The following is a 20672-nucleotide window of genomic DNA, read 5'->3' as shown; positions in this document are numbered from 1 at the left end:
CCGGTCAGCTCCGCGGCGCCTCGTTGACGATGTGGGCGAGTTTGAGCAGCTGCGAACTCAGGGTGAGGCGCGCGCGCTCGGCCGCCTGCAGGTTCACGTCGAAGCGGACCTTGTTGTCTTCCACCCGCAGCGCGATCACGCCGCCCTGCTGCGCAAAGCCGCTGGACTCTCCGACCGTGAGGACGCTCCGGCCTTCCAGTGCCTTGACCAGCTCGGCCAGGCGATGCTCGTTGCCGCCGCCGACGAAGATGATCGGACACGCGATCGCCTCGTCCACGCTGGAAACGCGGCGGACCACGACCTTGCGGCCGCGCACGGTCTTATCGGCGAGCATCTGGTCGAGCGTCTTGCCGAACGGATCGCGGCCCAGCACCGCGATGGTGAGCGGCGCATGCACGCCGCCGGCCGATTCCTCCGGCCACTCGGTGAACTTGAGGAAGTTGAAAAGGAAGGCGGCCTTCACTTCGTACTCGGCCGGCGCGGCTTGCGCCCGCAGCCGCAGCGGCGGCGCGCCCAGCAGACAGACGATCAGGAGCGCGGTTGCGTGGGAAATCCCGGCCCGGAAAAACGGGCGGAGACGGCGCCGGCTATCGGGTCCAGGTGAGCTTGGCATAAGCGCTGCGCTTGATTCCCACCAGCGGTCCCGGATCGCCGCCGTACTCGGCGTGCTCGGGCTGCAGCAGGTTCTGCCCGGCAATCGAGAGTTCGAAGTGCCGCGCTGGGCGCCAGCCAAAGCGCACGTCGGCGGTGGAATACGCGGCCACCCGCAGATCGGGCAGGGCGCTCACGTAGCGGTAGGCCAGGTCCAGCTCGAAGCGCTTTGGCATATCGAACGAGCCCTGCACGACGAGCTTGTGCCGGGGGCTGCCGCCTTCCAGTTGCGTCACGGTCGGAGCCACGCTCACGCCGCCGCCGTCGAGCCGGAGGAAGGAATACGAGCCCTTCAGCCGGACGCCGGTTTTCAGCTGCCAGACAGGAGAAACCTCGACGCCCTTGGTGATGGCGCGCACTTTGTTTCGGAAAAAAAGCGGCAAGACGAAATGCGGCGCCGGCGTGTTCTCGCGGAAGATGCTGCCCGCCTGCACGCTGAGCAGATCGTCGTGCTCGTTGTAGTAGCCGGCGACGTCGAGATAGACCGCCTGGCCCAGGAGCGTGCGGTATCCGAGTTCGTAGCCGTAAAGTTTCTCGGAAACGAACTGGCCGTCGCCGATCAGCCGCGTGAAGACGGGCAGCACGGAGTTGAGCGCGAACGAGGTGAACTGGAAGCCGTCTTCCACGCGCGACGGCGTGCGCACCGCTCGCGTCACCGCGCCCCACACCGCCTGGTGCGCGCCCGGCGTCCACAACAGGCGCCCGCTCGGCTGGAGTTCGAAGCCGCTGAAGCTGTTGTGCTCCAGCTTGGCCCCGGCGGTCAGCGCCAGACGCCCGGGAACCAGCGCCACCTCGTTCTGCGCGAAGCCGCTGAAGATGTTGTACGTGTGGTGATGCGGCGAAAAGTCCGCCGTCATGACGGTCTGCGTGTATTGGCTGGGGCTGGTGCGAACTCCCAGGCCCCACACGAGCTGCTGACGCGGCACGGCCAGATGATGGACGAAGTCCAGGTCCAGCGTCGTGCGCCGCTCGCGGAAGTTCAGCTCGTGGCGGTCGGTGCGATCCACATACGCCTGCGCCTGTATGTCCGACGCGGAACTGAACGTGCGCCGCCACCGGGCAAGCAGGTTTTGTCCGAAGAAGTATCCGTCGCCTTGCACGTTGGTCAGCGCCGCGGGGACGTAAGTGCTGATGCCCTGCATCTGTCCGGCCACGGTGCCGTAGGTATCGCCCGCGATCGTCACGCTGTCGCGCAGGCCCGTGCTCCAGTCCACGCGGAAGCCGCCCTGCCCCATCTGCCACGCGTCAAAGTCGCGGCCATCGCGGTGATATTGCGGCGAGCGTCCGAAGGCCTTGCCGTAGACGCGATAGCTGAAACGGCCCAGGTCGGCCCCCGAGCGGACGTGCAGGAAGCCACGTTCCACGTTGCCGCCGCCCACCGCCATCATGTTGCCGGCCGATTCCCGCGAGCTGCGCGTGATGATGTTGATCACGCCGTCCACCGCGTTGGCGCCCCACACCGTGCCGCCCGGCCCGCGGATCACCTCGATGCGATCAATGTCTTCCAGCAGCGTGTCCTGCACCTCCCAGTAAACGCCGGCGAACAGCGGGGTGTAGACCGAGCGGCCGTCAATCAGCACCAGCACCGCGCGCGAGAGGCGCCCCTGGAAGCCGCGGACGCCAATGGCCCACTTATCGGAATCAATTTGCGCGACTTCGACGCCGGGCGCGAGGCGCAGAACGTCGGCCACGCTGGTGGCGCCGGAACGGCGAATGTCGTCGCGCGTGATCACAAAGATCGCAGCCGGCGTGTGCCACAGCTGCTCGGGCGTCTTCGAAGCGGACGTCACGGTCAGATTGCCCAGCTGTTCGAGCGACATGGCCGTGAGCGGCGAGAGATCGGAGCCCGCGGGCGGGTCCTCGGCGCCGGCGAACAAGAAACCCAGGAGCACGAAGGAGACAGTTGCGACGACAGAAAAGAGCGGCCGGCGCCGCGCCCGCTTCGGCTTCAGCGTTGGCCAACGCAGAACCGCCCACGCGTCGCCGTCCATAGGGCCGGCAACGCCGGCAGTAAGCTGGGTGCGTGAAAGGCCGCGGCAGCGGACAAGCATGCTGGACTCGTTCGCGGCGATTCTCGTACAGGGCGCGCGCGGCCGCGCCGCGAATCAGCGAAAAGAGAAGGTTCGCCGGTTTCAAATTGGAGTGGCGACGCGACGTGCCGCTTTGGGACCAGAGGGTTTCTCGGGTTGAGACTCGGGCGCACAGGCGCTTCCCACCAGTCAGGCCGGCAGGTCGGAATTGGGCTTCTTGACGCCCCTTTCCCCCGGCACATACCATCCAACCGGCGAACAACAATGGAACTCTCAAGCGTTGATCCTGTTGCCGTCGGCCAGTCGTTGCTGCACTACAAGATCCTTCGCAAGCTGGGCTCGGGCGGCATGGGCGTGGTGTACGAGGCCCAGGACTCGCAGCTCGGCCGCCATGTCGCGCTCAAGTTCCTCCCCGCCGAAATGGCGCAGGACAGCCACTTGCTCGAGCGCTTCCAGCGTGAAGCGCGCGCGGCTTCGTCGCTGAATCATCCCAACATCTGCACCATCCACGCCATCGCCCAGCACGAGCGCCGGCATTTCATCGTGATGGAGCTGCTGGAAGGCAAGACGCTGGCCGAAGTCATGACGCGCCAGCCGATGGAGATGGAAAAGCTCCTGCCGCTCGCCATTCAGATTGCCGACGCGCTGGAATCGGCGCACGCCAAAGGCATCGTGCACCGCGACATCAAGCCGGCGAACCTGTTCGTCACCGATCGCGGGCAGGTGAAGATCCTCGACTTCGGCCTCGCCAAGGTCAGCACCAGCGACCTGCCGCAGGACCCCGCCGCCGGCGACACGATGGTTTCCAACCACAACCTCACGTCGCCAGGTTCGGCGGTCGGCACGGTCTCCTACATGTCCCCGGAGCAGGCGCGCGGGCAATTGGTGGACGCGCGCACCGACATCTTCTCGACCGGGACGGTGCTCTACCAGCTCGCCACCGGAACGCTGCCGTTTCCCGGCGAGACCTCGGCCGTCGTCTTCGACGCCATCCTGAACCGCGAACCGCGGCCCGCCGGCGAGCTGAACCCCTCCCTGCCCGAAGATTTTGTCCGCATCCTCGAAAAAGTGCTGGAAAAAGATCGCACGCTGCGCTGCCAGACGGCCACCGAACTGAAGACCGACCTCAGCCGCCTCAGGCGCGATCTGCAATCGAAACGCAAAGGGGCAAAGGACAAGCACGATTCCGATCCCGGCGCGACGAAGCACTCCGGGAAGTCGGTCGCCGTCCTTTATTTCGAAAATCTGAGCGGGGCCAAGGAAGACGAGTATCTTCGCGACGGCATCACCGAAGACGTGATCACGGAACTCTCAAAGATCCGCGGGCTCAACATCTTTTCGCGTCCCACCGTGCTCGCCTTCCGCGATAAACAGGTCACGCCGCAGCAGATCGGGCAACAGCTTGGCGCCGCGTACGCGCTCACCGGCACCCTCCGCCGCGCCGGCGCCCGCCTGCGCATCAACGCGCAGTTGGTGGACACGCGCACCGACTTCCCCCTTTGGTCGGAGCGCTTCGACCGCGAGATGAAAGACGTCTTCGAGGTGCAGGACGAAATGGCGCGCAAGATCGCCGAAGCCCTGCGCGTCACCCTGTCGCCGGAAGAACTCGAAGCGCTGGCCATCAAGCCGACCGAGAACCTGCAGGCCTACGACCTCTACCTGCGCGGCAAGCGCTACGCGCGCCGCCAGACGCGCCAGGACCTGGAGTTCGCGCTGCAGATGTTTGAGAACGCGGTGGCGATCGATCCCAGCTTCGCGCTCGCCTACGCCGCCTGCGCCAACGCCTGCGCCATGTTTTACTGCAATTACAGCCGCGACCAGCTATGGGTGGAGCGCGCGCGCGAAGCGTCCGGCAAGGCAGTGGCGCTGCGCTGGGACCTGCCGGAAGTGCAGGTCAGCCAGGCCTGGGTGCTGTACGCCGCCGAACTGCACGACGAAGCCGTGCGCATGGTGAAGAAGGCCATCGAGCGCAAGCGCGACTGCGAAGGCGCCTACTACCTGCTCTGCCGCGCGCTGTTCGCCTCCGGACGCTATCAGGAAGTGATCGACGTGGCCGAAACCGCCATCGAGGCAAGCGGCGAAGACTACAACGTCTACGTTCCCATCGTGAATTCGCTCAGCGCCCTGGGCAAGGAAGAAGCCAAGCGCAACATGACGCATCGCCAGGTGGCGGCGTTCGAAAACCACCTGAAACAGGTGCCGGAAGACGCGCGGGCGCGCATCCTGCTGGCCGGCATCTACGCCTTCTCCGAACGGGCCGACGATGCGCTCCGCGAGCTCAACCTGGCCATGACCTTGCGCGCCAACGAAGCTTCCATTCTCTACAACGCAGCCTGCGTGTACTGCTATTTGAAAAAGAAAACGGAAGCAATGGAAACTCTGCGCAAGGCGTGGGAAGCCGGCTTTCGAGATTCCGCGTGGGCCCGCCGCGATCCCGACCTGAACCTTCTGCATGGCGAACCGGAATTTGACCGCCTCTATCCGGACAAGCCCGAGTCCGCGCCGGCCGGATAGCTCGCCGCGGCGAGATGGCAGCGGCTGCCGCCGCCGGCGCTTCCAGCCGCAATGCGTTCCTGGCGTCCGGTTGCGTGTTCATCGGCCCGCTCCTTGCGCGGCGTTCGCATGGTTCGTCATCACTGCCACCAACAGGCCGGCGATGTTGGGCGTGCGCGCCTCGCCCAAGACCGCGAGTCGTTGCCGGTCCATTCAACTGGCGAAGAATTTAGAACGCTGGTGGCGGGGGTTGGACTCGAACCAACGACCTAGGGATTATGAGACCCTCGCTCTAACCACCTGAGCTACCCCGCCATTTCACTTGAAGGCCTGCAGGAGGGAGGCCGCCCGAAGCGGCCGCGTCAGAACAGAAGCTGACGAGCGCAATCTGCGCGCCCAGCCTGATTCTAGAGTCCGCAATTCGCGAGTGTCAAACCGCGATGGCGGTCCGCTCACCGCTCTCCGCTGCTCCGTCGCCGGCAAATGCAACCGCTATAATCGTCCTCTTATGGCCACCATCTCGGCCGACATGCACGCCGCCGCGGCCAAGTACGAGCCGGTCATCGGCCTGGAGGTCCACGTCCAGCTGCTGACGGCGACCAAGATATTCTGCGCCTGCTCCACCCGTTTTGGCGCGCCGCCCAACACCAGCGTCTGCCCCGTCTGCCTGGGTCTGCCCGGCGCGCTGCCCGTCCTGAACCAGAAGGCGGTCGAATTTGCCGTGCTCGCGGCCATGGCGCTGAACTGCCGCGTCAACGAGAACTCGATCTTCGCGCGCAAGAACTACTTTTATCCCGACCTGCCCAAGGGCTACCAGATCTCGCAGTACGACAAGCCGCTCGCCGAGTTCGGCCACATTGATATTCCCGCCGCCGGCGGCGGAAACAAACGCATCGGCATCACCCGCCTTCACCTGGAAGAAGACGCCGGCAAGAGCATGCACGAGGGCTTCCCCGATTCGTGGGACCACAGCTACATCGACCTGAACCGCAGCGGGGTGCCGCTCATCGAGATCGTGAGCGAGCCCGACCTCTCCTCGCCCGACGAAGCCTACGAATACCTCACGCGCCTGAAAGAAATCATCCTTTATACGGGCGTGAGCGACGTGAACATGGAAGAGGGCTCGCTGCGCTGCGACGCCAACGTCAGCGTGCGCCCGCGCGGCCAGAAGGAATTCGGCGCCAAGACGGAAGTGAAGAACGTGAACTCGTTCCGCTTCATCCGCCAGGCGCTGGAGTACGAGATCGAGCGCCACGTCGAGGTGCTCGAATCCGGCGGGCGCGTCCAGCAGGAGACGCGCCTGTTCAACTCCGCTGAAGGCAAGACCTATGGCATGCGCTCCAAGGAACAGGCGCACGACTACCGCTATTTCCCCGAACCCGACCTGCTCCCGCTGGTCGTGGATTCGGCGTGGATCGTGCAGATCAAAGAAGCTCTGCCTGAGCTCCCCGAGGCGCGCCGCAAGCGCATGGTCAGCGAGTACGGCATCACCGAGCAGGACGCCGCCGTGCTCACCATGAGCAAAACGCTCGCCGACCAGTTCGAGTCGGCCGCCCGCGCCGCGAAAAATCCCAAGCGCGTCGCCAATCTCGTGCAGAGCGAACTTCAGGGACGTTTGAAAGCGCGTAACCTCACGATCGAGCAGTCGCCCATCAGCATGGCCGGCGTGGCCGCCTCGGCTGACCTGGTCGAGGCCGGCGCCATCTCCGGCAAGATGCTCAAAGACCTCTACGACCTGGCCTTCGAGCGCGGCAGGGATTTCCCCGCCGTGTACGACGAAGAGGGCCGCCCGCGGCAGTCCAGCGACACCTCCGCCTTGGAAAAGATCATTGACGACGTGCTCGCCTCCAATCCCAAGCAGCTCGAGCAGTACCGCGCCGGCAAGACGACCGTGAAAGCCTTCTTCGTCGGCCAGGTCATGAAAGCGTCCAAGGGCCAGGCGAATCCTGCGCTGGTCAATGAGCTGCTGGGGAAGAAGCTCTCTTCCTAAGATCCCGGGCGCGGTGAGGGATCTCTGGCTGCTCGGGCGAGTTCAGCGTTCAGACGCTTCCATGCCGTATCACATCTCGACGCGAGCACCCTGCTTTGGGCCATTACGCACAGCTGGCGAAGCCAGCGGCAATTGAGTAGCCCACAGCGTAAGCTGTGGGTAATCGGGCGAGATGAAGCCAAGCTCGCGAAGCGAGCGGCACAAACGCTATTGCCAGATGTAACGCTCATCGTACTCAATCCCGTTCTTCTTCAGGAACGAAATCAACTCATGCTGGAACGTCATCTTCTGGTGGTGTTCTTCCTGTTCGGCGATGTATTTCGCCACCGCCGCCACATTCGACTTGCTCACGCTGAACGCCGAGAACCCAAGCTGCCATGCAAACCGGGGCTGACCTAATTCCTCATGCGCCCACTTGGACGAATTCGATTTCAAGACGCGAACTGCCTCCGACGCGGACACGTCCGGCCGCAGGCTGATCAGCAAATGAACATGATCGGGCATGCCGTTGATCGCGACGGGAACGCCGGCCGTTTTCGTGGCGATGCCCCAGAGGTACGCGTGCAGGTCGCGCTTCATCTCCGCCCGAATCTGCGGGAGCCGGTTCTTTGTGCTGAAGATAATGTGTGTGAGAAGGTTGGTGTAGGTGCGCGGCATGCCGTGTCGCTCGCTTCGCGAGCTTCGCCCCATCTTGCCTCGGGGTCCCACAGCTTACGCTGTGGGCTACTAGGCTGCCGCTGGCTTCGCCAGCTGTGCCGAATTTGGCAGGAGGTTGTTGCGTCGCGCCAGGGTGCGTCACCAAATGCAGTTTAAGGTGACGGCTCTTGAACTGCCGCTGGCTTCGCCGGCTGGGGCAGCTTGGCGCCCGCTCTGCCGCAGGCGCCACCGTTGTGTCTTACTTCGGATCAGGCATCGTCGTCTCAGTTGTGAGCTGGCGAAGCCAGCGGCAGTTTCGTAGCCCACAGCGTAAGCTGGGGTTTAGCGAGTGAAGTGGAACAAGCTCGCGAAGCGAGCGGCACGGCCGGCTGGCGGCAACATACAGCCCCGCCGCGAAATTCTCTGAGCCGCCGTGCCTTCCTGCTCGTCCAATTCCGCAGCTCACACCAGGAGGTCACCATGACCCTGCGCCGCCTTGCCGTCCTGCTCATCTGTTGTTCTTCGGCCGCATTCGCCGCCGACGCGCCGCTCACCGCCCTCGACGTCCAGCACATCCGGCAGCTGCACCAGAAGTACCGCGACGCTTGGCTCGCCGGTGACGCCGACGGCGTTCGCTCCGTGTTCGTCGCCGATCAGGTCCTGCTGCCTCATCACGGCGACGCGCCGCGGGTTGGCCGCAAGCATGTGGACAACTTCTGGTTTCCAGCCGGTGCGCCGCCGACCAAAGTCACCAGCATGGAAGTCACCTGCGAGGAAGTCGGCGGATCAGGCTCGACCGCCTACGTATGGGGGCACGACAACGTTTCGTGGGAACTGACCCGCGAAGGCAAGACCGTTACCGTGACCAACAAGGGCGCCTATCTCAACGTAGTCCGCAAGCAGCCCAACGGCGAGTGGAAGATTTTCCACCACATGCGGGACGACCCCGCGCCGCAACAGCGCTGGAAGAAGCAGCCGCTCTGAGTGGAGGGAATGAAGCATGCTATCCTGCTCTTCTCCGCGACAGAAACTCCCGTGATGCAGTCGCTCTATTCCGATCTCCCTGAAGTGCAGGTGGGCGGGCGGAAATTCGTCGGTCGCTTCGTCTTCGGATTGCTGGTGCTCGCCGCCGCCGCCGTCGGCGCCTTCACCGGGCTGCTGCTGGTTTACTCCACCGAACTGCCGCAGGTGAATGAGCTGGAGCGTTACCGCCCCAGCGCCGTCACCGAGGTCTACGACGACCAGGGACGCGTGGTCGGCTCGTTCGCCCTCCAGCGCCGCGTGATCGCCGGCTACAACGATTTTCCCAAGGTGCTGCGCGACGCCCTCATCTCCATCGAAGACAAGGAATTCGAGACCCACTGGGGCGTGGACTTCTGGCGCATCGTGGGCGCCGCTTATCGCGACATCGCCTCGGGCAGCCGCGCGCAGGGCGCCAGCACGCTCACCATGCAGCTTTCGCGCAACCTGTTTCTCTCGCCCGACCGCAACTTCCGCCGCAAGATTCAGGAAGCCATGCTGGCGCTGCAAATCGAACGCCGCTTCACCAAGGAACAGATCTTCACCCTCTACGCCAACCAGATCTTCCTCGGACACGGCGTCTACGGCTTCGAGGCCGGCGCCGAGTTCTACTTCGGCAAGAAGGCCAAAGATCTCACGCTGGAAGAAGCGGCCACGCTGGCCGCGCTGCCCAAGGCGCCGAATTTCTATTCGCCCATCAACAATCCCGAGCGCGCCCTGCGCCGCCGGAACCTGGTGATCAACAACATGCTGGAAGACGGCAAGATCACCGCCGAGGAAGCGCGCCGCGCCAAGGCGGCGCCGCTCAAGCTCAATCCGCAGCCGTCAACCGCGGGCCCGGCGCCGTATTTCGTGGAGGAAGTGCGCCGCATCCTGGAGAAGAAATACGGAGCCGAGGAAGTTCACACCGGCGGCCTGCGCGTCTACACGTCGCTGAACCTCGACCTGCAGAAGGCGGCGAACCAGGCGCTGCTCGATGGCCTCGCCGCCTACGAGCGCCGCCACGGATGGAAAGGCCGCCTGCGCAATGTGCTCACAGCGCCCGATCCGAACTCGACGTCGGGCGCGCCACCCACGCTGGAGAGCTACCACGATCCCGACTGGGACATGATCCTCGAGCCTGGCGCCTACACCAACGCGCTCGTGCTCGAAGCGACCAACTCGCAGGCCACGCTGCGCATCGGGCGCTGGCGCGCCATGCTCTCGCGCGACGACATCAAGTGGACCGGCCACACCTCCCCCTCGGAAATCCTCACGCCCGGCGACCTCGCCTACGTGAAAGTCCAGCAGGTCGCGCCCGACGGCACCCTCCACGCCTCGCTCGAGCAGGACTCCGGCGTGCAGGGCGCGCTGCTCGCCATGGACAACTCCACCGGCGACGTCAAGGCCATGGTCGGCGGCCGCAGTTTCCAGGACTCGAAATTCAACCGCGCCACGCAGGCCCTGCGCCAGGTCGGCTCCTCGTTTAAGCCCTATGTGTACACCACCGCCATTGACGACGGCGCCACGCCGGATGACGTTGTCCTCGACGCCCCCATCACCTTCATGACCGCGTCTGGCGCCTACACGCCGCACAACTACGACGGCAAGTACGAAGGCCGCATCACCTACCGCCGCGCGCTGGCGCAGTCGCGCAACATTCCAGCGCTGAAGATCGCCGAGAGCGTCTCGGTGAAGAAGGTCATCGAGATGGCGCGCAGGTTCGGCATCACGTCGAACATCCCGCAGTATTTGCCGATCGTGCTGGGCGCGGCCGAGATCACGCTCATCGAGCAGACCGCCGCGTTCAGCACCTTTCCCAACGACGGCGTGCGCGTCTCGCCGCGCTACATCCGCAAGGTCACCGACTACGAAGGCCACGTGCTGGAAGAGGACTACCCCGAAGTGCGCGACGTCATCAGCGCACGCACCGCGCGCGTCATGACCAGCATGCTGCAGGAGGTGGTGCAGCACGGCACCGCGTTCAGCGCGTCGAAGCTCCAGCATCCGCTCGGCGGCAAGACCGGCACTACCAACGACTTCACCGACGCGTGGTTCGTCGGCTTCTCGCCCTCGATCACCTGCGGCGTGTGGGTGGGTTTCGACGAGAAGAAGACGCTCGGCAACAAAGAAACCGGCGCGCTGGCCGCGCTGCCCATCTGGATCCAGTTCATGAAAGCGGCCCTCACCGGGCGCGACCACGAAGATTTTATGGCGCCGCCGCCGCCCAACGCCCTCGCCCAAAAGGTCGACACGCCCGATCACAATCCGGGCGACGGGAAGAGCCACTGAATTGCCGGACTGCCGAGCTGCGGAATTGCCGGCAAACCCACGCTTCGCCGTATTACCTTAGTGCCATACCCCTCCTAAAACCCGCTCAGAACCCGACATCTCTCTGCTATAGTTCCCCGTCTCCGCCCGATTTCCTGCGTTTTTCCCGCTCGCGGGCGGTAAACGCCACGCATGAGCGTTGCCACCACAACCTCGCCGGCCGCCTCGCAGCACCAGCCGCGCGTCCTTTATTTTGAGCACGATGACGCCGGCAAGAACGCGCTGGCGGGCGTGAATCGCTACCGCCGGATGAAGTTTGTGCCCGATGAGCACGACCTGCGCGAGGGCGAGTGGGTGGTGGTCACGTCGTCGGAAAAACTGCTGGCGGAACACTATGAGCGTGTTCGCATGCCGAACGTCCGCGTGCTGGCGCTCTCCGACGAGCGCTTCCGCGATCCGCGTCTCGACGGCGCCGTTTACGCCTACGCGCCGCGGCGCACGCCGCCTGCGCTGCTGGAGCGCCTGGTGGACAACGCGCTCGACCACATCAACCTGCTGCACACGCGCTTTGAAGCCAGCGAACGGCTGGCCGGCGCCACCCGCGAGATCAACGAACTCAACCGTATCGGCGCGGCGCTCTCGGCCGAGCACGACACCGCCACGCTGCTCGAACTGATCCTCACCAAGTCGCGCGAGATCACCTCCAGCGACGCCGGTTCGCTGTACCTGGTGGAAGACATCCCCGAAGCCGGGCCGAAGAACAAGGCCTTGCCCGTCGTGGACGGCCATCCCGACGTCGCGGAAGAGCCGAAGAAGCAGTTGCGCTTCAAGCTGGCGCAGAACGACTCGGTCGCGCTCCCATTCCGCGAGCGCACCATGGAGATCAGCCAGGAGTCCATCGCCGGCTACGTCGCGCTGAGCGGCGACGCCGTCAACGTGGAAGATGCGTACGAGATGCCTCCGGCGGCGCCCTACACCATCAATCGCAAGTTCGACGAAGACTCCGGCTACCGCACCAAGAGCATTCTTGCCGTGCCCATGCGCAATCAGCACGGCGAAATGCTGGGCGTGATTCAGCTCATCAACGCCAAGCGCGATCCCGCCTCTCGCCTCACCTCGGCCGACGCCGTCGAAGCCGCTGTCGTCCCGTACACCTTGCATCAGCAGGAAGTGGTGGCATCGCTGGCCAGCCAGGCCGCGGTCGCGCTGGAGAACAGCCGCCTCTACGAAGAGATCCAGGCCATGTTGGAAGGCTTTGTGCGCGCCTCGGTCATCGCCATCGAAGCGCGCGACCCCACCACCAGCGGCCACTCGTTCCGCGTCTCCAACCTCACGGTCGCGCTGGCCGAAGCCGTAGACCGCGCCACCAGCGGGCCCTACGCCGGCCTGAGGTTCTCGCGCAGCCAGATGCGCGAAATCCGCTACGCCGCCCTGCTGCACGATTTCGGCAAGGTCGGCGTGCGCGAAGAAGTGCTGGTGAAGGCGAAGAAGCTGTATCCGTCTCAGTACGAGCTCATCCAGCAGCGCTTCCAGCTGGTCAAGCGCACCATCGAAGCCGGCATGCTGCGCAATCGGCTCGACTACGTTCTGGAGAAGGGCCTCGACCAGTACGCCGCCAGGACCGCCGAATTCGACAAGGAGACCGCCGAGCACATCCGGCAGATCGACGACTTCCTGAAGATCATCGCCTCATCCAACGAGCCCACCGTGCTCGCCGAAGGGCACTTCGAGGCGCTGCTCGACATCGCCGCGCACCACTATTCCGACTTTGAGGGCAACGAGCGCCCGCTGCTCACCATGGACGAAGTGCGCCTGCTCTCCATCCGCAAGGGCTCCCTCGACGACTCCGAGCGCCGCCAGATCGAGTCGCACGTGGTCCACACCTTCAATTTCCTCATCCAGATTCCCTGGACGAAGGAGATCAGGAACGTGCCCATGATCGCGCGCGGACATCACGAAAAGCTCAACGGCAGCGGCTACCCCTACAAGCTGTCGGCCCCGGAGATTCCCGTGCAGACGCGCATGATGACTATCTCCGACATCTTCGACGCGCTCGCTGCCAGCGACCGTCCGTACAAGAAAGCGGTCTCCACCGAGCGCGCCCTGGAAATCCTCGGCTATTCGGTCAAGGACGGCGAACTCGACCCCGAACTCTTCAAGGTCTTCCTCGATGCCAAAGTTTTTGAAAAGTGGAAGATCGAGCCGTATCCGTACTAGTTCCTCTCGCTCCTCCCGCTTTTCGGAAGGCGTCACCCCGGGAGCGCGCGCTCTTGGCGCGCGACGGCGCCGACGGCGTGCTCAGCATGAAGCCGGCCCGGCGGCCCCCCGCCTTCGTCGGCGAGCAGCCGGCCGCCCTCAAGCAGCCGTGCGTGGAAGACGCCGTCCGGGGCCGCTTGCTTTGCATTGCAAAGTACTTGACAGGCACCCAACTCTGCGTCATAGTAGGCGCCGATGGCTGACCAGCCCAGCGGCGGACACCGCATTCGCCGGCGCCTCGTCGCCGACCCTCCGGAAAACGCTCCGGCCGTGGACTTGGCGGCGCCAGGGGCCTCCGCGCCCCGTGCCGGGGCCCCGCCCTCCCGCGGTTCTCTGATCGAAGATCTGCGTTACATCCGCCAGACCATGGAGCGCGCCGGGGCCTTCACCGCCGTCCCCGGATGGGGCATCGTGGCTCTCGGCGTCAGCGCCCTGGCGGCGGCGCTGCTGGCCCAGCGGCACGCGACCGCACTCCAAATTGACGACCGCTGGCTGGAAATCTGGCTGGCCGAGGCGCTGCTGGCGCTGGTCATCGCCATCATTTCTCTGCGCGAAAAGGCGCGCCGCGCCAAGGTGCCGCTCTTCTCCGAGCCGGGACGCCAGTTCGCGCTCAGCTTCGCGCCGCCGCTGGCCGTCGGCGCCCTGCTCACCGCCGTGCTGCACACCCACGGCATGCGCCACCTGCTGCCCGGCAACTGGATGCTGCTCTACGGCGCCGGTGTCGTCACCGCGGGAGCATTTTCGGTGCGCGTGGTGCCGGTCATGGGACTTTGCTTCATGGCTGTGGGCGCGCTGGCGCTGTTCACCACCCCGCCCGCCTCGAATTTGCTGATGGCGGCCGGCTTCGGCGGCCTGCACATCGTTTTTGGCTGGATCATTGCCCGGCGCTACGGCGGCTAGCGCCGGCGAACGCTTCTTCCACCGGCGGCGCTCCGGCGGAAAGCGGAAAAAGGGAAAGCGCCTTGAGGGAGTTTGTTATGAAGCGTCTCAATCGTCGCGAAACATCGCCCCTTCGGACGCGGAGCGCCGAAGCTGGCCGCCCGCGTCCTGCGCGCGAGACCTCGCCCGCGCCGCGTCCCGAAATGCCCGCGGCCGCCGGCGAACTCGACCGCCTCATCCACGAGCGCATCCGCCTCGGCATGGTCAGCGCCCTGGCGGTCAACAAGGCGCTCACCTTCAACGACCTCAAGCAGCTGCTCAACACCACCGACGGCAACCTGAGCGTGCACGCCCGCAAGCTGGAGGAAGCCGAGTACGTGCAGTGCATCAAAGGTTTCGACGGGCGCGTGCCGCGCACCGAGTACCGCCTCACCGCCCAGGGCCGCAAAGCGCTGGAGCGTTACCTCGACGAGATGGAGGCGCTGATCCGTGTGGCGCGTGGATAAATCGCTGCTGGCTGCTCGCTGCTGGCTGCCAGCCAACACCACTGGACCATCTCCCCGGGCTGCTTCTTCGGTCGTGGCCCGCAGCGCCGTACCGGAAACGCAAATTTTTTTGCCTCGGCACTTTACTCTACAAAGGACTCTTTCATGATCCACGTGGGCATCATCATGGACGGCAACGGCCGCTGGGCGCAGTCGCAGGGGCTGCCCCGCGTGGCGGGACACCGCGCCGGCGCGCGCTCGGTGCGGCGCGTGGTCGAGGCCGCTCCCGATCTGGGCATCTCGACCCTCACTCTTTACGCCTTCTCCAGTGACAACTGGAAGCGCCCGCGCGCTGAAGTGGTCGCGCTCATGCGTCTGTTCCAGTCGTACTTGCGCTCCGAGGTCGCCGAGCTGCGCGCCAACGGCGTCAAGCTCTCCATCATCGGACGCCGCGACCGCCTGCCGCAGTCGGTGCTGCGCGAGATGCGCCGCGCCGAATCGCAGCTGGCGAACGGCACAAAGCTCCACCTCCGCGTGGCGGTGGACTACAGCGCCCGCGGCACGCTGCTGGCCGCTGCGCGCGCCATGCATACTCCCGAGGCGGCCACGCCCGCCGGCTTTGCCCGCGTGCTCGGCGCCGCCATGAACCTCGACGGTCCCAGCCCGGACGTCGACCTGATTGTCCGCACCGGCGGCGAGCAGCGGCTCTCCGACTTCCTGCTGTGGGAGGCCGCCTACGCTGAACTGGTTTTTTCGCCGCGCTGGTGGCCCGACTTCGACGCCGACGATTTGGCCGCCGCCGTCGCCGAATTTCATCGCCGGCAGCGCCGCTTCGGCGCGGTGCCGGATGCTCTCGAGGAGCGGATCAACCATTTGCCCGTTCCTGCACTCAGCACTTAGCAATTGGCATTTGGCCGTCAGGTCCGTCCCGGCCAGCAAGGACGAAGCGGAGGATTTTGCCGTTGGTTTTTCATTCCATTTCGGAGGTTCAGGGGCCAAATGCTAATTGCTAACTGCTAACTGCTAAGTGCCGCTCGCGGAGAGCGGGGAACGAGCAGCGGTTTCGATTTTCATGTTTCGAGTTTCCAGTTCGTGAAGCGGCGCCCCCTCGGCGGCAGCCATCGCAAGCCTGCCGCCCCTCCTGTCGCCGGCTGCAGCGACGTGAAACTCGAAACTTGAAACTCGAAAACCGCGGTTCACGATGTAGCGACCGGCGCCGTCGCCCGTCGGCACGCCAGCACACTGCGCCGGCCTGACCTCCGCCGCCCGCACAATTGCGCGAAACGCGAAACGGGAAACGCGAAACGAGCTTTTCGCGTCCTACCACCCATGGACGCGGGAACAGCTATCTCTCTGATCGGCAATTTCGTCGTGATCGTCGGCCTGGTGACCTACGGCTTCTCGCTCTTCGCCGAGTACCACGCCCGCGGGCGCTGGGCCAAGAACGTCACCGGCCTGCTCGCCGGCCTGGGCATGTGGGTGCTCGCCGTGGCCCTGCTGGTCACGCCGGCGAATGCCGAGGTGATCGCCATCATCGCGCGCACCGGCGCCAGCAAGTTCTTCCTCGGCATCAGCAGCGGGTTCCTGCTGGCCGCGATCACCGCCTTCGGGATCATCACGTACAGCCGCCCGCTGCGTTTGTGGCACGAGCGCCGCATCGAGCGAGACCTTCAGAGTGAACTCCCCAGGATCCCCTAAAGGGCAGGCGAAGCCGCCCTCGAACGTGGTGCGCTTCCCCCAGGCGCAGCCGCCGCCCGGTACGGGGCGCGAAATCCTGGCCTCGCTGCGCCGCATTGGGCCCGGCCTGGTGACCGGCGCGGCCGACCTCGATCCCTCGGCCGTCGTGACGGCGACGGTGGCGGGCGCGGCCTTCGGCGGCTCGGTGCTCTGGGTGGTGATCCTGTGCGTGCCGTTCCTGCTCACCATCTTCGAGGTTGCCGCGCGCATCGGCACGGAAACGCGGCAGGGGCTGCTCGACATCGTGCGCGACAACTACGGGCGCAGCTGGGCGCTCATCGGCGCCGGCGTGACCATCATCACCAACCTGGTCGTCATCATTGCTGACACCATGGCCGTCTCCGAGGGCTTCGCCATCATCCTGCGCCAGCCGCGCATGTACTTCGTCGCCGGCACCGCGTTCTCGGTGTGGTACATCCTCATCTTCCACGATTACCGGCGCATCACGCGCGCGCTGGTGCTCATCTCGGCGCCGCTCTACCTCTATATGGTCGCCGCGTTTCTCGTCATGCCGGCGCCGGCGAAGCTGCTGCACGACATCCTGGTGCCGCACGTGCGCACCATGCCCGATTACGTGGAAGCCATCGTCGCCCTGTTCGGCTCGCTGCTCACGCCCTACATCCTGCTCTGGCAGGTGAGCTCGCGCAGCGACCCCGGGCACGAGCCCTCGCGCGCCGACGCGCACCTGGCCACCCTCGTCAGCACGCTGCTTGCGTTCAGCATCATCGTCGCCGCGGGCGCGGTGCTGCGCCTGCCGCATCCCGCCGACATGACCACGCGCCAGGCTGCCGAGGCGCTGCGTCCCGCCGTGGGCGACTGGGGCACGCTGGTCTTCGCCATCGGCATCATCGGATCGGGCCTGGTGGCCCTGCCCGTGCTCGTCTCCTCGATGTGCTACGACCTGGCGCAGGCGGTCGGCTGGAAGTACGGCCTCAGCGAAAATCCCTGGGAGGCGAAGGGCTTCTACGCGCTGATCTCGGGGAGCATGTTCGTCGCCGGCGCCGCGGCCTTTCTGCCCATCAACCCGGTGCACGCGCTCTACTGGGCCATGATCCTGGCCGGCCTCTGCCTCATTCCCACGCTCGCCTTCCTCGTGCTCATCGGTAACGACCGCCGCATCATGAAGACGACCAACACCGTCGCCCAGAATTTCTGGATCGGCGCCGCCGCCGGCGGCCTGTTGGCGGCGTCGGTCGCGTATCTGTGGTGGAAGATCTGAACGCGGCGAATAGTGGAGAGTGAAAAGCGGATAGCCATGGCACAATCGGCGCTTCGCTCTGCAATCGCTGCGCAACGCGCAAGGCGGAAAGCGCAAGGCCGGGAGCCGGCGGCGGACAGCCCGGAAGCGGTAAGCCCTTTGCTGTCCACTGTCCACTAGCCACTGATTTACAATCCCCCGCCATGCGGGGATTCGCCGTTGTTCTCTTCTTGCTGGGCGCCATCGCCGTGGCGCAGACGCCGGCCACGCCGGTTCCGGTCGAAGCCGAGCCGCACCACCAGCTGACCTTCGAGAACGCGCGCATCCGCGCCTTCATCGCCGAGGTCCCGCCGCACCAGCAGACCGGGCTCCATCGTCACGAGCGCGAGTATGTCGCCGTCGAGCTGGTCGACGGACAAACCACCGCCACGCGCCTCGGCGAAGCGCCCATTACCCGAAAATTCAAGGTTGCCGACACGCGCCTGGTCACCGGCGCGCCGTTTGCGCACGTGGTCCACAACGACGCCAACACTGCCTTCCGCGCCGCCGACGTCGAGATGAAGGAGCCGCAGGGTGAGGCCAAGCCCGCCAGGCAGCCGACCTCCCGCTACTGCAATCCCGGCAGCAAGACCGCATGCGTCACCGAGGGCTATTTGTTCTGCACCCAGCGCTTCTGCGCCTCCGACGTCACCATGGGCCCGGGCGCCATCACCTCGCACCACACTCACGCCACCGACCACATGCTGGTCGCCGTCAGCGACTACCAGCTCTCCGACAAGGTGGACGGCAAGGGCGCCGTCCTGCGCAAAGTCGCCAGCGGACACGTCGAGTACATCCCCGCCGGCATCGCCCATCAGCTCACCAACGTGAGTGACAAGTCGGCGCGTTTCATCGTGATCGTGTTCCAGTAAACGGCGAAGGGGCCCAGCCGTCCACGGCCGGGCTGTCGCGCCTGTGGTCACTCGCTTCTGTACAATCCCGACATGTCACAGCGTTCGATCGCAGCCCTGATCCTTGCTGCGCTCCTGGTCTCCACCGGCTGCGCTTTCTACTCCGCCATCGACCAGGGCGACAAATCGAAGAGGGAGCAAGCCACTCCCGTTCCGCTCACCGCCGAGCCCTCACATCACCTCGCGCTCGAAAACGAATACGTGCGCGTGTTCAAGGTTGAGGTCGCGCCGCACGCCACCACGCTCATGCATCAGCACGACCGCGATTACTTCTGGGTGGCCATCGGCGCCGCCGACGTCACCAACGCCCCCGCCGGCAGGCCCGAGCAGCGCCTGCACTTGGCCGACGGCGAAGCGCATTTCTCTCCGGGCCGCTTCGCCCATCGCGCCATCAACAACGCCTCGACGCCCTTTCGCAACGTGACCGTCGAGGTGCTCAAGCCGCAGCGTGAGAGCGCCGCCGCGCAGGGCGCAAAGGACAAGCCCGCCGCGGCAAAGAAGGAAGACGCGCGCGGCCTCGAAGTCGGACGCGGCGCCATGACCGAGGTCCTCATGGTCAGCGACGGCGTGAAGGCCAGCGAAGTTACAATCAATCCCGGCGCCATGCTGCCGCACCACACGCACAAGCTGCCGCACCTGGTCATCGCCGTAAGCGCGCTGCATCTCAAAAACGAACCGCACGGTGGGCCGGTAACCGAAGTCCACATGCGGCCCGGTGACATCAGGTGGGTGCCCGCCGGCGTCTCGCACATGGTGACCAACATCGGCAACGCGCCGGCACGCTTCGTGACCTTGGAATTTCCCTAAGGACCTGCCGCGGATCAACGCGGATACCCGCGGATCAGAAACAAGGAATTCACAAGTCCGCGCTGGTCCGCGTGAATCCGCGGTAAGTCTTGTTTCCTCTGTGCCTCGGCGGGGAACCGCCCTTGCGCGGTCGACACCGGCGTGGTATAAAAGAACTCGACATTTGGGCTGTGGCCACAGGTAACGCGAGCTGTTTTCCGAGCGGTATCGAAGCGGTAGCCACCCTGAAAATCTGGCGGCTTATCAGCGGGATTTTGAATCCCTGCGCCCTTTCGGGCATCTGATAATGACCACCTGAAATTGACCCCAGGCGCGTCCCGCGGGTCAGCATTCGAAAGCGCTTTCTCAGGGAAGCTGGGCTTTCGAAGGGTTCGAGCGGTAATTCGCAAGACCTCCAGCGATCTTTTGAGAGACTTCCAAGTGCCTTCCGGCGCCGTGCGCCTGCAGTCAGCAGGGCCGCCGCCCGGTCGAGGCCGTATCGCGATGCCCTTATTCAGCGATGAGCGGGGGTATCTGGTTTTCCACTGCTGGCCGTGGTTTTCCACGCTTCGGCGCGTTGACAGCCAGCAGCAATTCGCGGTACTTTTGTAGGGTTTGCCACCACATACGGCTGGTCCCAGCTGTGTCGCTGATGGCAAGTTTCGAGGATGCGGTCCGGCGTCAGCCGCGATCGCGCTCGGACTGAAGCGCCCCGCTCAGGCGTAAGGCGAGTCGGTCTTTGACAACAGGTTGAACGTGCCAGTCGTGAGATGCCCCGCGCCGCAAGGCCGGGGTGGAAGGCTCGGTTCGCACCGAGCGATCTCACAAATATGTAAACTGCGCGGAATTCCGCTCCGGCTTCGGCCGGGGTTTTGTCCGCGTGGTATGTCTCTCAGACTTCCCGTCGGGGAGACGAACAGGTTACAAACGAGAGTTTGATCCTGGCTCAGAATCAACGCTGGCGGCGTGCCTAACACATGCAAGTCGAACGAGAAAGGGGAGCAATCCCTGAGTACAGTGGCGAACGGGTGAGTAACACGTGACTAACCTACCCTCGAGTGGGGGATAACCTCGGGAAACCGGGGCTAAGACCGCATAACGTCCGCGGGTGAAATTCCTGCGGACCAAAGGGGTAAGACGCTCGAGGAGGGGGTCGCGGCCGATTAGCTGGTTGGCGGGGTAACGGCCCACCAAGGCGATGATCGGTAGCCGGCCTGAGAGGGCGCACGGCCACACTGGAACTGAAACACGGTCCAGACTCCTACGGGAGGCAGCAGTGGGGAATTTTGCGCAATGGGGGAAACCCTGACG

15 protein-coding genes, 1 tRNA gene and 1 rRNA gene are annotated in these 20672 nt (G+C 65.1%); 13 read left to right on the top strand and 4 right to left on the bottom strand.

Annotated elements, in window-relative coordinates:
* Positions 1-4: 4 nt before the first annotated feature.
* A complete protein-coding gene (locus tag VFA60_05985; GenBank protein HZQ91321.1) occupies positions 5-613 on the bottom strand; it encodes a YfiR family protein in 609 nt (202 codons plus the stop codon).
* Positions 588-2543 (bottom strand): TonB-dependent receptor, encoded by a 1956-nt coding sequence (locus VFA60_05980; protein ID HZQ91320.1) that lies wholly within the window; start codon positions 2541-2543, stop codon positions 588-590. The genes VFA60_05985 and VFA60_05980 overlap by 26 nt, the downstream gene beginning before the upstream one ends.
* A gap of 402 nt (positions 2544-2945) precedes the next feature.
* Here VFA60_05980 and VFA60_05975 point away from each other — a divergent pair, with 402 nt between their 5' ends.
* Positions 2946-5195: a protein kinase gene (locus VFA60_05975; protein HZQ91319.1), complete on the top strand. Its 2250-nt coding sequence runs from the start codon at positions 2946-2948 to the stop codon at positions 5193-5195.
* Positions 5196-5412: 217 nt separating this feature from the next.
* Here the strand turns inward: VFA60_05975 and VFA60_05970 are convergent.
* Positions 5413-5489: transfer RNA gene (locus tag VFA60_05970), tRNA-Met, on the bottom strand.
* 193 nt (positions 5490-5682) lie between these two features.
* Here VFA60_05970 and gatB point away from each other — a divergent pair.
* Positions 5683-7164: an Asp-tRNA(Asn)/Glu-tRNA(Gln) amidotransferase subunit GatB gene (gatB, locus tag VFA60_05965; GenBank protein HZQ91318.1), complete on the top strand. Its 1482-nt coding sequence runs from the start codon at positions 5683-5685 to the stop codon at positions 7162-7164.
* Between the two features lie 207 nt (positions 7165-7371).
* Here the strand turns inward: gatB and tnpA are convergent, their stop codons facing one another.
* Positions 7372-7821: an IS200/IS605 family transposase gene (gene tnpA / locus VFA60_05960; protein ID HZQ91317.1), complete on the bottom strand. Its 450-nt coding sequence runs from the start codon at positions 7819-7821 to the stop codon at positions 7372-7374.
* A 459-nt stretch (positions 7822-8280) separates the two neighbouring features.
* Here tnpA and VFA60_05955 point away from each other — a divergent pair, with 459 nt between their 5' ends.
* The 11 genes from VFA60_05955 to VFA60_05905 all read left to right on the top strand — a co-directional run.
* Positions 8281-8784 carry a nuclear transport factor 2 family protein gene (locus VFA60_05955; protein ID HZQ91316.1) on the top strand — a complete coding sequence of 168 codons (504 nt, stop codon included), beginning with the start codon at positions 8281-8283 and terminating at the stop codon, positions 8782-8784.
* Positions 8785-8793: 9 nt separating this feature from the next.
* A complete protein-coding gene (locus VFA60_05950) occupies positions 8794-11091 on the top strand; it encodes a PBP1A family penicillin-binding protein (GenBank protein ID HZQ91315.1) in 2298 nt (765 codons plus the stop codon).
* 171 nt (positions 11092-11262) lie between these two features.
* Complete coding sequence (locus VFA60_05945) at positions 11263-13287, top strand: HD domain-containing phosphohydrolase (GenBank protein HZQ91314.1); 2025 nt, start codon at positions 11263-11265, stop codon at positions 13285-13287.
* 234 nt (positions 13288-13521) lie between these two features.
* On the top strand, positions 13522-14226 hold the full coding sequence (locus VFA60_05940; protein HZQ91313.1) for a hypothetical protein: 705 nt from the start codon (positions 13522-13524) through the stop codon (positions 14224-14226).
* A 77-nt stretch (positions 14227-14303) separates the two neighbouring features.
* Entirely contained in the window at positions 14304-14711 is a 408-nt protein-coding gene (locus VFA60_05935) for a transcriptional regulator (GenBank protein HZQ91312.1), read from the top strand.
* A gap of 144 nt (positions 14712-14855) precedes the next feature.
* Complete coding sequence (locus VFA60_05930) at positions 14856-15590, top strand: di-trans,poly-cis-decaprenylcistransferase (protein HZQ91311.1); 735 nt, start codon at positions 14856-14858, stop codon at positions 15588-15590.
* 429 nt (positions 15591-16019) lie between these two features.
* On the top strand, positions 16020-16388 hold the full coding sequence (locus tag VFA60_05925; protein HZQ91310.1) for a hypothetical protein: 369 nt from the start codon (positions 16020-16022) through the stop codon (positions 16386-16388).
* 25 nt (positions 16389-16413) lie between these two features.
* Positions 16414-17646 carry a divalent metal cation transporter gene (locus VFA60_05920; protein HZQ91309.1) on the top strand — a complete coding sequence of 411 codons (1233 nt, stop codon included), beginning with the start codon at positions 16414-16416 and terminating at the stop codon, positions 17644-17646.
* A gap of 182 nt (positions 17647-17828) precedes the next feature.
* A complete protein-coding gene (locus VFA60_05915; GenBank protein ID HZQ91308.1) occupies positions 17829-18536 on the top strand; it encodes a hypothetical protein in 708 nt (235 codons plus the stop codon).
* 72 nt (positions 18537-18608) lie between these two features.
* Entirely contained in the window at positions 18609-19382 is a 774-nt protein-coding gene (locus VFA60_05910; GenBank protein ID HZQ91307.1) for a hypothetical protein, read from the top strand.
* A gap of 902 nt (positions 19383-20284) precedes the next feature.
* Positions 20285-20672 (top strand): 16S ribosomal RNA (locus tag VFA60_05905); the annotation flags it as partial.

The sequence above is a fragment of the Terriglobales bacterium genome (genome assembly GCA_035651995.1).
Lineage (GTDB): Bacteria > Acidobacteriota > Terriglobia > Terriglobales > Acidobacteriaceae > DASRER01.
Note: the sequence above shows the minus strand (reverse complement) of the source record. Positions and strands in the feature narration are given on the sequence as shown.